The sequence below is a fragment of the Leptolyngbya sp. GGD genome, assembly GCF_026735145.1.
GTDB lineage: Bacteria > Cyanobacteriota > Cyanobacteriia > Leptolyngbyales > Leptolyngbyaceae > Leptolyngbya > Leptolyngbya boryana.
The window spans coordinates 619535-634199 of the sequence record NZ_JAPQKE010000001.1; the positions used below are offsets into that span (position 1 = coordinate 619535).

The window sequence follows — 14665 nt, forward strand, 5'->3', positions numbered from 1 at the left end:
ATCAGGCGATCGCATCATGTTCTCATCTACCGCTACTACCCGTTTGAAACTTCTAAATCTATGGTTGACCAATTAAATGCCGCCCAACGGGATCAGCTTGCTCAGTCCAACACTCTAAAGCCAAGCTCGATCGATATGCCTCCAACCCCTGTGAAACGCAGATCGCTCTCCATCCCAGGACTTGCCCGATTTAGACGATTGAGCCTGAAAAACAAAGCGACCTTGATCGCGATCACCATCGGAACTCTCCCCGTTCTCGTCATTGGCACGATCGCGTATTCGTTTGCGAATCAATCAATTACGCGCCAGATTGTGGATACGGAAGAAACCCTGGCAACTACGCTCAGCCAACGGATTGCTAGCTATATGTCGGAACGAACTGCCGACTTACAGATTCTAGCAAGCTTGCCGATGTTAACGACGCCAGGGCTCCAAGACGGAACTTCTACCGAGGAGAAACGCATCTTGTTTGAGCGAGCTATTGAGAATGGAAACTACGAAAGTATCACGCTGTTCGATAACGATGGCAATGCGCTAATTCAGACCGATCGCGAACCGATCCCACGGCAAGACGACCAAGATTACTTCCGAGCCGCACTTCAGTCGAGTCGGGTTTCGATTAGTCGTCCGATGCGCCTGAGTCCGAATACTGCCTATACGATTTACATTACTGCTCCAGTTCAAGAAAGCGGCAGTGGAAAGCGCATTGGAATTTTGCGGGCAGTTGTGCCGATTAAAAGTTTGGCATCAGAACTGCAAAACTACAACAAAGTCGGCGCAACCTTCAGTGTTCTTGATGCGAGCAATCAAATCTTCTTGTCTTCTCAAGATGCCAAGATCGGACAAGCTGCTTCATCAATTTATTCCTCTTTTTCGCAACTGCAATCTCGTCGAGAGATCAACTCCAGTGTTGTTACCCAGAAACTCAACAATGAATCTAAACCTGTCTTAGCCAGCTTCATACCCTGGACAGGACGAGATCGACTCCCTGATCTAGGGTGGGATGTGGTGTTGAGTATCCCCACCGAAATCGCTTTTGCGCCACAGCGACAGTTACTGCTCACCTTTTTATTGGGAACTGCTGTGGCGGTTTTCCTGACTGGATTGCTCGCCGCTTGGTTAGCAAGTCGAGCAACTCGTCCAATTGTGGCAGCAACTAATGCAGTTCTAGAACTGGGGAATGGAAGATTAAACACTCGTCTCGCGGTTAAAGGAGTTGATGAAATCAGCATCTTAGGTCGCAACATCAACTTGATGGCGGGACAGTTACAAAGTTTGGTTAGCCAACAGACAGAGAATGCTGAACGATCACAGTTATTGACCCAGATCACCGTCAAAATTCGTCGCTCTCTATCTGTGGATGATATTCTTGCCACCAGTGTAGAAGAGATCCGAGCCGCCTTTAAAACCGACCGAGTCGTGGTTTATCGATTTGCCCCGGACTACCTGAGCGGAACTATCACCGCAGAATCAGTTGGCTCAAATTGGATCAAAGCATTGGGCAAAGTCGTCAGCGATCCGATGGAAGCGTCTTTAGTCGATCGCTATCGAGAAGGGCGCGTTTGGTCGATGGAAGATCTGAAGCAAGCAAAGCTGAGTCATTGTCACTGTGAGATTTTAGAACGATTGGAAGTCCAAGCGAATATGGTTGCTCCGATCGTGCAAAACCAAGAGTTGATTGGATTATTATGTGCGCATCAGTGTTCGGCTCCGCGATCGTGGAAACCCGAAGAAATTGACTTTTTCGGGCAGTTAGCCGTTCAGATTGGCTACGCACTCGATCAAGCAAGCTTGCTAGAACAGACAGAAGACGCGAGAAAATCAGCAGAGCAACTGTCTGAAGAACGGCAACAGCAGAAAGAAGCCTTGCAGATGCAGTTGATCAATCTGCTAGCAGATGTAGAAGGAGCTGTTGAAGGAGATTTGACGGTTCGAGCCGATGTTACGGCTGGAGAAATTGGCACGGTCGCCGACTTCTTTAATTCGATCGTGGAAAGTTTGCGGCAGATTGTTACCCAGGTAAAAGATGCTGCGAGTCAAGTGAATGCCTCGCTGAGTTCGGATGAACAAGCGGTACGGCAGCTTTCAGATGAAGCCACCCGCCAAGCCGATGAAACCAGCCGCACGCTCGATTCGGTTCAGAATATGCTGAGATCGATTCAAACCGTCTCGAACAGTGCCCAACAAGCTGCATCGGTTGCCCGTGAAGCCTCTTCGACCGCAGAAGCAGGCGGGATCGCGATGGAGCTAACGGTACAGAACATTCTGGGTCTGCGAGATACGATCGGAGAAACGGCGAAGAAAGTTAAACGCCTGGGTGAATCGACGCAGCAGATTTCTAAAGTCGTTTCGTTGATTAACCAGATTGCGATGCAGACGAACTTACTCGCGATTAATGCTGGAATCGAAGCAGCACGGGCAGATGAAGGATCGCAAGGTTTCGCTGTCGTTGCAGAAGAAGTGGGAGATTTGGCAACGCGATCGGCGACAGCAACGCGCGAAATTGAGCAAATTGTCGCAACGATTCAGCGCGAAACGACTGAAGTGGTCGAAGCGATGGAGCAAGGCACAACTCAGGTCGTGGAAGGAACTCGATTAGTCGATAACGCGAAACAGAGTTTGGAGCAGATTCTAGAGGTATCGCGCCGCATCGATGATTTGGTGCAGTCCATTTCAGAGGCGACGGTGACGCAGGTGCAAACCTCAGATGCAGTCTCGCACTTGATGCAAGAGATCGTAGCCGCAGCAGGACGCACATCGGCATCTTCAATGGAAGTCTCTCGATCGTTGAGACAAACCGTAGAAGTCGCGCAGGAGCTACAAGAATCAGTGGGCACATTTAAGGTGGGCTAATGGCACAAGATAAAGAACTGGAAATTCGCCGTCAGTTTCTCGATGAAGCGCAAGAGTACTTAGATGTTCTTGATGCGACGATTTTAGATTTAGCAAATCATCCGATCGATGTGGCAAAAGCGAATGCCGCCTTGCGGGCAGCGCATTCGATTAAAGGCGGAGCAGGCATGATGGGATTTCAAGTTCTCAGTGAGCTTGCCCATCGGCTCGAAGATTCTTGGAAAGTCCTGAAAATTGACAAGTCGATTGTGGTTAGTCCGCGATTGGAGAATTTACTGCTTGCCTCAGTGGGCTGTCTGCGACAAGTTGTAGAGTTCGATCGCGAATCGATGCAGCGTCACCAAGATTCTTTTGTCGATGCGAATTGGCTCTCGGTCGAAGCGTATCCGGTCTTTGACGCATTACATGCTGAACTCGGCGATCCCCAGGAAGAAAATGCAGCATCGATTCTCTCACCCGAAGAAGGGCAAGACATCGTTCCACTGTTGTTTGAGACAGAAGTAGAAGGATGTTTAGAGCGATTAGAAACGGTGCTCAACACTCCAGATCAGCCTTGCTTGCGAGAAGAGGTAGCAATTCTGGCGCAAGAGTTGGGTGGGTTAGGCGAAATGCTGCAACTTTCGCAATTTGTGCAACTGTGCCAATCGATTGCTTACGCGATCGAACAAGATTCACAGAATACTAGCGCCATTGCTGAATCAGCTTTAACAGCGTGGCGCACCGCGCAAAAGCTTGCGATCGCCGGACAGTATGATCAAATTCCTACTGCGATCGCGGAATCGACTCTACCTCCAGAATTGGCTGATTTTGCAGACGTGCCTTCTGTCCTCGAACCCAATGTCGGCGAAACCGATTGGTTTACCGAAGCATTAGCAGCAGAAGCGTTAGCCGTCGATGATTTTCAGCCGATTCCGATGCCAACTCGCATTCCAGTCGGCGAACCAAAAGGCACAGATTTCAAAATTCTAGATCCCGAACCTGATATCAGTACGGCAACTGAAGCTCAAGATACGACTGTGCGCGTTCCCGTTCGTCAACTCAATCAGTTAAATGATTCGTTTGGTGAATTAACTATCGATCGCAACGGGTTAGATCTCTATCTAAAACGCTTACGAGGTCTAGCTCGGACTTTACACGACCGGGTACAAGTCCTTGATCAAGTCAATGCTAAGTTAAGAACTGCTTACGATCGCGTCACCTTAGATGGCAGTCGATCGCTCCAGGACAATCGTCGATCGGGCTTTGACGCACTAGAACTCGATCGCTATGGCGACTTGCACTTGTTGTCTCAGCAAGTGATGGAAACGATCGTGCAACTGCAAGAAGTCAGCGAAGACATTGATCTAAGTTTGGATGATGCGGATCAATCGGCGCGGAACTTAACCAAAACTGCGAAGCAACTGCAAAGTGGCTTAACTCAGTTGCGGATGCGCCCCATTTCCGATGTGATCAATCGCTTCCCTCGCGCGATCCGAGAATGGTCATTGCAATATGGGAAAGAGGTGCAGCTTTCGGTGGTTGGAGGTAGCACCCTCATCGATCGCAATCTTCTCGAAGCATTGAATGATCCGTTAATGCATCTGATTCGGAATGCCTTTGATCATGGGATTGAAGAACCAACATTGCGCGCACTCAGAGGAAAACCACCGCAAGGCACGATCGAGATTCAAGCGGCTAATCAAGGCAACCGCACCATCATTACCGTCAGAGACGATGGCGAAGGAATTCCGATCGACAAAATTCGCGATCGCGCTGAACAAATGGGACTCGATCCCGTCTTACTCGATGCGGCTCGCGATGAAGAACTGTTATCACTAATTTTTGAGCCTGGATTTAGTACGAGTACTCAAGTCACTGCCCTTTCGGGTCGTGGCGTTGGCATGGATGTGGTGCGAAACAATCTCAAGCAAATTCGCGGCGAAATTAGCGTGAATACTCAAGCCGGACAAGGAACAACGTTTACGTTATCGATCCCGTTTGCTCTTTCGACGATCAAAGTATTACTGATTGAATGTCATGGCATGTTGCTTGCTTTGCCAACCGATGTTGTTTCAGAACTCTTTTTACTCCAGCCTAATCAAATTATTGAAACAGCGGGAAGTGAGGTTCTCAACTGGCAAGACAAAGTGGTGCAATTGGTGCGATTGCAGAAATGGATGCGATTTAACTGTCCACAGATTCCACATGGATTTGAAACGCCACCCACGATCGCGATGACGAGTGTTGTGATCATTGATCAAGCACCGCAATGGTTCGGGATTCAAATCGATCGTTGTTGGGGTGAACAAGAAGCAACGATGCGAAAAGTAGAAGGAAACTTAGCTCTGCCCACTGGTTTTAGTGGCTGTACGATTTTGGGTGATGGGCGAGTTGTGCCATTGGTGAATGTGACGGAGCTATTGCGCTGGATTACAAGCTGTGAGCGCTCAGATATTCAACCGGATCAAGCCTTTAGCAAGCAACTGCGCGCAAGTTTAGCGGCATCCCAACCGAGTATGGCGCGATCGACAACGCCAACAATTTTGGTCGTTGATGATTCGATCAATGTGCGTCGGTTCTTAGCCTTGACTTTAGAACGATCGGGCTATCGAGTTGAACAAGCCAAAGATGGTCAAGATGCGATCGAGCGTTTAGAAGCAGGACTGTCTGTGCAAGCGGTGATTTGCGACATTGAAATGCCCCGATTAGACGGATATGGCTTTTTGGCAAAACTGCGATCGGACGAGCAGTTGGCACAGATCCCTGTGATGATGTTGACTTCCCGGAGTGGAGAGAAGCATCGAAAAGTCGCGGAGAATTTGGGAGCAGCAGCCTATTTTTCCAAGCCTTATAACGAACAAGTACTCTTGCGAACTTTAGACGGCATGGTGAAATCGACTGCCTTGGTTTAGAGCGATGCAGCGAAGTTTTGTTTTCTGCGAATTGATTTGAGGTCTAGTAGTTCAACTCAACAACCTGATAGGGGAATGGGGCAATGAGGAGAGAAGCTCTTGCTCCCTATCTCCCCACTCCCCCAAATTCATGCGCTTGACAACTAGCCCACGCCCCTAACCTACACGCATCATTATTCCGCTCCTTCGATCGGCGCAAATCCTTGCCGCTGAACGTTTTCCGTCACCACTCGCGGCTCTAGGAACTGAAGCAGATAATCGACTCCACCCGCTTTCGAGCCAACCCCTGAAAGCTTAAAGCCTCCAAACGGTTGCCGAGCCACGATCGCGCCTGTAATGCCGCGATTGATATACAGATTTCCGACCTCAAAATTAGCCTGTGCCTGCTCAATATGCGATGGCGTGCGCGAATACAATCCCCCAGTCAACGCATAAGGCGTACCATTCGCCAAATCCAAAGCTTCTTGGAATGAACTCGCACGCATCACAGCTAAGACTGGTCCAAAAATCTCTTCTTGAACTATTTTTGCATCCGCAGAAACATCTGTGATGATTGTTGGTCCTACAAAGTAACCTCCTTCTGGAACAGGCATTTTTAATACAAGCGTTCCTGCCCTTTCACCCCATTCAATGAATTTTTGAATGCGATTCTGAGCTTCCTTATCAATCACAGGACCAACTTTCGTACCCGGTAATTCAGCTTCTCCAATGTTCAGAGATCGAGTCGCCTCGACCAATCTTGACAAGAATGTCTCATACACAGGTTCAAGCACGATCGCTTTAGAACACGCCGAGCATTTCTGCCCACTATATCCAAACGCAGACTGCACAACCCCCTGAACCGCTTGATCTAAATCTGCGCTCTCATCAATGATTACTGCATTCTTACCGCCCATTTCAGCGACCACTCGTTTGAGGTGCTTTTGTCCAGGCTGTAACACGGCTGCATCCTTGTAAATCTGACACCCGACCGCTTGCGATCCAGTAAACACAATCATATGCACATCAGGATGTTTGACAAGATGCGCGCCCACGGTATGTCCTTTGCCTGGAATAAATTGGAACACTCCCGCTGGAATGCCTGCTTCTACTAAAATCTCTGCAATCTTGGCAGCAATCACAGAAGAAGTCTCGGCAGGTTTCAACAATGCACAGTTGCCCGTGACTAAAGCAGCAACAGTCATACCAACCGGAATCGCTAGTGGAAAGTTCCAAGGAGAAATCACCAGAACAATGCCGCGAGCATGATAGCGATAGTGGTTTGTTTCACCGGGGAAATCGTAGTCCACGCCCCGATCGAGTCGTTCCATCTCATCGGCATAGTAGTTACAGAAATCGATCGCTTCTGAAACCTCGCCGTCTCCCTCCTTCACAGGCTTACCAACTTCGTAAGTCATCCAAGCAATCAACTCCTCGCGACGCTGCTCGAAAAGATTGGCAGCTTTGCGCAGAATATGAGCACGTTCTTGAGCAGAAGTCCGTTTCCAGGCTGGAAAAGCTGCTTTCGCAGATGCGATCGCGTCTTCTGCTTGGTCAACGCTGATCAGCCCAATTGTGCCAACCGTCTCACTAAAACGCGATGGATTCTCAGATTTCAGCTTCTCAGCCGTTTCTACAAACTCGCCATTGATCAAAGGCAGGTAAGTTTGTCCAAACTGCTGACGAACTGATTTCAAAGCAGATTGAATGCGATCGCGTTTTGCTCGATCGGCATAGTCTGTATCGGCTGCATTCTCAAACTTATCTAGCGCTTTGAGTTGAGAAGGTTCACTCACTTGAGGAGCCGCAATCAAATCCTCGATCGGTCTTTCTTCTAAGTTCTGCCGCAAAAATGAACTATTTGCCGTATTTTCGAGCAACCGCCGAATCAGATACGACATTCCCGGAATCAGTTCACCGTAAGGACAGTAAACTCGAACTCGATAGCCTTGTTCTACAATCGCTTTCGCGAGTTTATCGCCCATGCCGTAAAGGGTTTGAAATTCGATCCGAGATTTCGGAATTTCTAGAGCAGTCGCGATCGCTAACGCATGAGCTTGCGATCGCACATTATGGCTACCAATTGCCGCATTCAAAACCTCATGATTTTCGAGCAGCAATTCTGTCAAGCGTTCATAGTTCGCATCGGTCTCAGCTTTATCGTTAAAAACGGGCTGTTGCCAATCTTTCTGAACCGCTTTGATGGTTTCTTGATCCCAGTAAGCCCCTTTGACTAAGCGCACTGTGATCGGTGTGCCTCGCTCTTTCGCCCAATCAATCAACCCTTGTAAGTCGGCTTGACTGTCGCGCAAGTAGCCTTGAATCGTCATGCCCACATCAGAGCGCGATCGAAACTCTTCTTCTAAAAGCAACGCCTTCAAAGTCTCTAGCGTCAAATCTTTGTAAGCATACTGCTCCATATCAAAGTGAACGGCTGCTCCTAGCTCCTTCGCCCGACGCAGCAAAGTTCTAGCACGATCGGCAACCCGCACCTGACTTCCTGCCTCATCCAACGGGTCAAACTGCGAGTAGAATGCGGTCAACTTCACAGACACTTGCACCTTCGGCAATGGTTGCCCATCCGCGAAGTCAATTTGCTCAACTTTCGACCAAGATTTTGAGGCTTCGGTCAATTGCTCAAGCAACTCTAAGTAGCGATCGAGATAAGATTGTGCCTCCGCCTCCGTAATCACTGCCTCACCCAACAGATCGACCGTAAACGCCATTTTTTCTTTGCGCAATCGCTCGATCGTTTTCAGCACTTGTTTCAGGTTCTCGCCTGAAATATATTTATGCGCCAATGTCTCAACCGCAGTAGAAAGCGTCGTTGCGGCAAGCTGTCCCGGCATCGAATCAGCATTGGCAAAATTCAGCAGACTCTTCAACGCTGCAGGTAATTCGACCGTCTGATCGCTCATATATTCCTGCAAATGCCGCGCGATTTCTGGCTTACTGCGGAGCGCAGGCAAACAATCAATTAAGCGAAACAACTGCACTCGCAATCCTGGGTTACTCATTGCCCAGCCGAGCAACTTATCATCCCACTGCATCTGATCGCGGACTTGAGCAAACCAAGATCTCGATTCGCGAGTTGCTCGCAGCAATTGTCTCGCGATCGCTTGCGTTTGAGATTCATAATGCTCTCGCGAACCTGTGCCCAAGGCATCTCCAAAAGCTTGACTCACCATAACCTAACTGACTCCAATCGAAAAATCTGGGAAATGTGCAGGGAAAGTATCCAGTCTCCTACTGTTCTATTCTCGAATCTGTCAGGAGCGTCACACTCGGGATGGATGAAAAAGGTTTACAGTTCCCAATCAAAGTTTGACTTCGTTTACAGTTCGTAATTCGCTCTCATTGGAGATTCTGGCTGTAATTGTTTAGTTGTCAACTGCTCATACATAGTGGAGAGTGGAGAGTAGCAACCATGATTTTAGATCTTCACTCTATCGCCCTATCCGATTGAATGGAGTGAACTACTAACTTCTATCTTCAAAGCAGACAAGGTTAAAATCAGTGGACTGAAACTCAATGAAGAAAATGTTTTAACTGGTTGTTAGTCCCAGAGCGGACTTCGCACGGTTAGTCCCGAACTCATTCCGGGGCGGGTGAGCAACGAAGCGAGAGAACTTGCCGAATTGATGTTGAATTACACCCATCTACATGCCACGGCAGAACTTCCCCAGAAGCGAGAGAACTTGCCGAATTGATGTTGAATCACCCTCTACTTACCACGGCAGAACTTCCCCGTTAGAATGCCAAAACGTCCCTGTATTGTCTAATGAAAGCTGTTCGATTCGCTGCAATAGTCCTTTAACAGAGGTCTCTGGAGTAATCCCGTTTACGGTAAAGTTTGTCATTCGGGTTTGCACCAAACCAGGATGCAAAATTGCGACAGCAATGCCTTGAGGCTTGAGATCGTGAGCCAGTGATTTTCCTGCCATGGACAAGGCAACTTTTGACATCCGATAACCATAAGAACCGCCAGACGTATTGTCTGCGATCGAACCCATTCGGCTTGTCATCAGCGCAATTTTAGAGCCTGACTTGAGCAAAGGCAGCAGTGCATGAGTCAATCTTAGCGGCGCGATCGCATTCACTTCAAACTGCTCTCGGATACTCTCAACATCTAGATGACTGAGGTCAATCCGTTTAGCAATTGCCGCATTGTTGATCAGAACATCGATCGTCATCTCACCTAAGCGCGATCGTAACTCTGCGATCGCAGATTCTGAGGTGAGTTCAATCCCTTCTTCAACTCGAATCCCTAGCTGCCGCAATTCTTCAGAAGCAGTTCGACAAACTGCAATCACCTCATGACCTTGCGCCTGTAATTGACGGCAATATTCATATCCAATGCCTCGATTTGCGCCTGTCACCAAATAAGTAGCCATACACTTAGAGGAACACGTCTAAAACTTATTCATAGCCTACCTGAAATCGGTGTTTTCCAGCTTGTTCTATAGCCGCCCTAGATTCAGTTGTGAAGTAAGAAGTTGTTCCCTTAGTAACTCCCCAATCCCCACTCTTTTGAGCCTTTACACTCAAACCGGATTGCTATAAATCTCTCTCAGTTGGTCGATTCGCTAACTTTAAGCATCGTGTAAACCTAAATCGTTAGCTTAAGATTCAATTCATGCAAGAGTTTGATTACTCACTGGACTTTAAAGCGATCGACTTTCGCCAGCATCCCGAACTGTATCGTATGGGTCGAGGTGAGCAAGGCGTATTGCTCGTTGAACCCTACAAAAGCGAGATATTGCCGCACTGGAGATTCAAAACGCCAGAGATTGCTCGTCAATCTGCAAATGCAATTTATCAACTCTTTCTCAACTACAAAGCTCAACAAGATTTTGTGGGCATGGACATGGCGCGTAAATTTCTACAGATGGGGTATACGCGCGCTCGACGCTATGCAAATCACAAATCAGGAAGAAAGTATGACAAAGACGCTCAAGTCGTTCTGCCTCGCGTCGAAGATCCAGTGAAAGCCGAATCCGCTCAAATTTTCTACGAAAAATGGCAGCTTGCTAAAACTGATTTACTCTATATTGAACTGCGCGATCGACATCGAAAACAGTCTGCTGAAGCGCAAGTTTTAGACTGAAAAAGCCGACTTCCGGCAGACCCCACTCCGCATTCTGGTTCTGGCTAAAAAACTGCCTTAACTCAGGTTCTCGATCGCGATAGCATTTGAATACACCGATTCGTTCGTACTTTACATTTCAGATCTCCATTGTGCATCTAAACTGAATAAAAATAAATTTATTACGTAAGCGGATTATTTAGTCCGCCGCAAACAATCAAACAGACAGTACAATGGGCAGACTAAATAGAGTGGAATCACCCCACACCTGAGCCATCCTGAATTTCAGACGAGTTCGGGACGGCTCTATATTTAAAAAACACTCCAGTCAATTTACTAAAAGGAATCTCTGATGCAATCTTTCCTCTCGATCGATGATCTTGAAGCCGCCTCTCAAGAAACACTTGTCCTTATGGATACGCGGCGAGAAATACAGCAAAGATTAGAGCAATACTGTAATCGCTTAGAAGATCTTAAACGCGGCTTCGATGAAAAAGGCATTTTAGAAGGCGATACTCAAGCACGCAACACTTATGAACAATTAGTCATAGCCATTCGACATTACCGCAGCCAGATCCAAAACGATCTCCCTGAACTCTCTCGCCGCTTGATCGAAGCCCGACAATCCCTCGAAGAAAACGGCGAAAACACAACCGATATCGACTTCATCAAGCAAGTGATCGAAGAACGGCGGGAAGAACAAGCACAGCGCGAATACGAAGCGCAAATGAGCCGACACCAAGCCGAAAAACTCACCCAAGAACGACACGAAACTGCCGAACAACTTCTCGATCGCATTAGAGAACAGACCAGCTATTATGATGCCTCTTACTTAGCTATGGACGTTTATCACTATCGAGAGGATTTGAAAGGAGTCGATCGCTTAGATGAAGTCGTAGAGTTTCTGTTTAATCGCGTTCAAGAGTTAAGCGACAAACCAATTACCCTGCAAGGCACTGCCATCCAGAAGTTAAAAATCATGGATGCACATGCCCGCAAACTCTGGGCACAAGCGCAATCCGAACCCAAAGCAATCCTCGAAAAAAAGCCGAAACCTGAAACGGACATCGAAGAAAAAGAACAAAAAGAATCTTATACGCACTTACGCGGCAAAGTCGTTGTCTTTGGGGGACACACGACAACACGCACTTATGTAAAAGAAAAGTTACCGAAAGTTTATTTTGTCTGGTCAACGGTTGAGGATGGCTTACTGATTGTCGATCAAGCCGTGCAGCAGATTCAAACCGCCGATGCAGTTCTCTTACTCACCGATGACACCAGCCATGCGGTCACCCGCAAAGCCATGACCGAACTGCGACGCTTGAAAAAACAACCGATCGAACTGCATCACGAAGGCGTGAACACGATCGTCGAAAAAATCGCCTGGAAACTAATGTTCAAATCTTGTTAAGCCAATTTCTGCATCTGTCCTAACGGATCGGACACAAGAATCGCTATTTTGGTATTGGTATTGCACAATGGCGATAATCGATCGCACTTTAGGACAGGCATGGCTGATCCATTGATTGAATTAAAAGGTGTCAGCAAACGATTCGGGGACAATGCCGTTCTCGATCAGGTCGATTTAACCGTTTATCGTGGAGAAGCCCTTGCAATCATCGGACCCTCCGGCACTGGAAAATCTACAGTTCTACGAATTATGGCAGGACTGCTTGCCCCTGATTCGGGAGAGGTCTATATCGGCGGTAAACGGCGGAAAGGACTGATCGAAGATGCGGCTGATCCACTACACATCAGTATGGTGTTTCAACAAGCAGCGCTATTTGACTCGCTGAATGTTGAGGAAAATGTTGGATTTTTGCTGTATCAACATTCCCGGCTGCCTCGCCAAAGAATTCGCCAACTCGTTGAAGAACGCTTAGAAATGGTTGGATTATCCGGCATCAGTCAACGATTTCCCGCTGAGCTTTCGGGTGGGATGAGAAAACGAGTCAGTTTTGCGCGGGCAATCATGGCAAATCCTGATAATCCTAACGATACACCAGACGTACTGCTGTATGATGAGCCGACCGCTGGACTCGATCCGATCGCATCAACAGTGATTGAAGATTTAGTACGATCGCTACAATGTCCGAAGCGGGGATGTCAAAGTTATGTGATGGTGACGCACCAAGAGAGTACAATTCGGCGCACCGCCGATCGAGTTTTATTTCTCCATCGCGGGCAGGTGCAATGGGAAGGCAAAGTCCATGAAATCGACACAACCGATGAGCCATTGATTCGGCAGTTCTTTAGTGGCAGTGTAGAAGGACCAATTCAGGTATTAGGGTAGAGGGGTTATGCGATCGCGAACGGTTCGAGAAGGATCAGTAGGCTTAATGATTTTGGCAGGCGTGGGACTGTTTGGCGGTCTAGTGCTCTGGCTGAAGGGACTGAATCCTGCTAATCGAAGTTTTACCGTAGTAGCAGAATTCGAGACAATCAACGGCGTTCAGGTCGGGAGTCCAGTCCGTTACCGAGGAGTCAATGTCGGGAGAATCTCTAACATTGCAGCTGGCGCAAATGGAGTCGAAGTGAAGCTAGAAATTGCACCAGCGGATTTAGTGATTCCCAGAGACTCAACGTTGAGTGTGAATCAAACCGGGCTACTCGGGGAGACTGTTTTAGACATTTCGCCACTCAAAGATCTCGTAGCGACTGCTGAACCAGGTAAACCCTTGGATCGAGATTGCAATCGAGATTTAATTCTGTGTGAAAACTCTCGCATTCAAGGAGTGATGGGAATTAGCACTGACGAACTCATTCGAGCGACGATCAAATTTGCAGATGTGTATAGCAATCCGCAATTTACAGGCAACATCAATGCTCTGACCAAAAATAGTAGTGTTGCAGCAGCGGAAATTGCTCAACTGAGCCGCGAAGTGACGGGCTTAGTTAAGTCTGCACGTCAAGAAGTTGGCACATTTTCAGCAACTGCCAGATCCATTAGTAATACAGCCGATCGAGCAACTTTAACCATTACTCAAATTAATGATCTGATTGCCGCGAATCGATCGACCCTCGTTTCCACCTTAGACAATCTCAGTGCAACGAGTAGTGAGCTTCGCACGAGCGTCGTTCGGCTCAGCCCGATTTTGAACCGAGTTGAAAGCAGTCAGCTCATCAACAACTTAGAAACACTGTCTGCGAATGCCGTGCAAACCTCTGCAAACTTGCGGGATATCTCCGTGACCTTAAACAACCCTGCAAATATCACAATGCTTCAACAAACATTAGATTCAGCACGGGCAACCTTTGAAAACACTCAGAAAATCACCTCTGACTTAGATGAACTGACCGGTGATCCGCAGTTAAGAGACAATCTGAAGCGCCTGATCAATGGTTTAAGTGGTCTAGTTTCTTCAACGCAGCAATTGCAACAGCAGGCTGACATCGCTCAAATTTTGGCAGCGCCTAAACCCATCGCATACCCAACTCCGACTCCTTCTCCCTAAGAATCTCCTGTCTCGATCGGATGGTTTAGCACGTACTCCCGCCACAGCGTAGAAAGTTCCTCGGCTTGGGGTCGAGCTGAGGAGGAAAGCTGATACATTCGGCGTGGACGACCTCGCTTTTCTGGCTTTTTCCAATAACTACTGACGAGTCCTTCTTTCTCTAGAAACCGCAGCGAACTTTGCAAAATTGTGTCAGAGAGTCGATAGCCCGGATAGTTCTGTTTTAAAGACTGAACAAACTCAGTCCCATAAGAGTCGCTTTCAACCAAGATCGACAACAGGTAACAAACCGTCAATTGCTGATTGAGGAAAATCACCTGCGGCGTTTGGAAGAATCGGTAAATGTCTTGCAGGGTGAAGGGGCGTTGAGCATCCATCGTTTGAATGTCCATGATTTGGAG

At 47.8% G+C, this 14665-nt stretch carries 9 protein-coding genes; 6 read left to right on the forward strand and 3 right to left on the reverse strand.

Annotated elements, in window-relative coordinates:
- Positions 1-60 precede the first annotated feature (60 nt).
- Positions 61-2853: a methyl-accepting chemotaxis protein gene (locus OU814_RS02960; protein WP_268180349.1), complete on the forward strand. Its 2793-nt coding sequence runs from the start codon at positions 61-63 to the stop codon at positions 2851-2853.
- Positions 2853-5744, forward strand: coding sequence for a hybrid sensor histidine kinase/response regulator (locus OU814_RS02965; RefSeq protein WP_268180351.1), 2892 nt, complete (start codon positions 2853-2855; stop codon positions 5742-5744). Before OU814_RS02960 ends, OU814_RS02965 begins: the two co-directional genes overlap by 1 nt.
- 173 nt (positions 5745-5917) lie before the next feature.
- Here OU814_RS02965 and pruA read toward each other — a convergent pair whose 3' ends face one another.
- Together pruA and OU814_RS02975 are read right to left on the reverse strand one after the other, a co-directional pair.
- Entirely contained in the window at positions 5918-8911 is a 2994-nt protein-coding gene (pruA, locus tag OU814_RS02970) for an L-glutamate gamma-semialdehyde dehydrogenase (protein WP_268180353.1), read from the reverse strand.
- Positions 8912-9451: 540 nt separating this feature from the next.
- The gene (locus OU814_RS02975; RefSeq protein ID WP_268180355.1) at positions 9452-10117 is read right to left on the reverse strand and encodes an SDR family oxidoreductase; all 666 of its coding nucleotides are present in this window, start codon (positions 10115-10117) and stop codon (positions 9452-9454) included.
- 242 nt (positions 10118-10359) lie between these two features.
- Here OU814_RS02975 and OU814_RS02980 point away from each other — a divergent pair, with 242 nt between their 5' ends.
- From OU814_RS02980 to OU814_RS02995, 4 genes are all read left to right on the forward strand, one after another.
- Positions 10360-10830 (forward strand): DUF4385 domain-containing protein, encoded by a 471-nt coding sequence (locus OU814_RS02980; protein WP_268180357.1) that lies wholly within the window; start codon positions 10360-10362, stop codon positions 10828-10830.
- A gap of 331 nt (positions 10831-11161) precedes the next feature.
- Entirely contained in the window at positions 11162-12220 is a 1059-nt protein-coding gene (locus OU814_RS02985) for a hypothetical protein (RefSeq protein ID WP_017290591.1), read from the forward strand.
- Between the two features lie 48 nt (positions 12221-12268).
- The gene (locus OU814_RS02990) at positions 12269-13102 is read left to right on the forward strand and encodes an ABC transporter ATP-binding protein (RefSeq protein WP_317135489.1); all 834 of its coding nucleotides are present in this window, start codon (positions 12269-12271) and stop codon (positions 13100-13102) included.
- Positions 13103-13109: 7 nt separating this feature from the next.
- On the forward strand, positions 13110-14264 hold the full coding sequence (locus OU814_RS02995; protein ID WP_017290589.1) for an MlaD family protein: 1155 nt from the start codon (positions 13110-13112) through the stop codon (positions 14262-14264).
- On the opposite strand, the gene OU814_RS03000 is transcribed toward OU814_RS02995, so the two are convergent.
- Positions 14261-14656, reverse strand: a complete 396-nt coding sequence (locus OU814_RS03000; protein ID WP_197693232.1) for a PadR family transcriptional regulator — start codon at positions 14654-14656, stop codon at positions 14261-14263. The genes OU814_RS02995 and OU814_RS03000 overlap by 4 nt on opposite strands.
- Between the last annotated feature and the right edge of the window lie 9 nt (positions 14657-14665).

Coding starts and splice junctions, on each gene's coding strand:
- OU814_RS02980 (WP_268180357.1), top strand. CDS start 10,360: ATGCAAGAGTTTGATTACTCACTGGACTTTAAAGCGATCGACTTTCGC.
- OU814_RS02985 (WP_017290591.1), top strand. CDS start 11,162: ATGCAATCTTTCCTCTCGATCGATGATCTTGAAGCCGCCTCTCAAGAA.
- OU814_RS03000 (WP_197693232.1), bottom strand. CDS start 14,656: ATGGACATTCAAACGATGGATGCTCAACGCCCCTTCACCCTGCAAGAC.
- OU814_RS02995 (WP_017290589.1), top strand. CDS start 13,110: ATGCGATCGCGAACGGTTCGAGAAGGATCAGTAGGCTTAATGATTTTG.
- OU814_RS02960 (WP_268180349.1), top strand. CDS start 61: ATGGTTGACCAATTAAATGCCGCCCAACGGGATCAGCTTGCTCAGTCC.
- pruA (WP_268180353.1), bottom strand. CDS start 8,911: ATGGTGAGTCAAGCTTTTGGAGATGCCTTGGGCACAGGTTCGCGAGAG.
- OU814_RS02975 (WP_268180355.1), bottom strand. CDS start 10,117: ATGGCTACTTATTTGGTGACAGGCGCAAATCGAGGCATTGGATATGAA.
- OU814_RS02965 (WP_268180351.1), top strand. CDS start 2,853: ATGGCACAAGATAAAGAACTGGAAATTCGCCGTCAGTTTCTCGATGAA.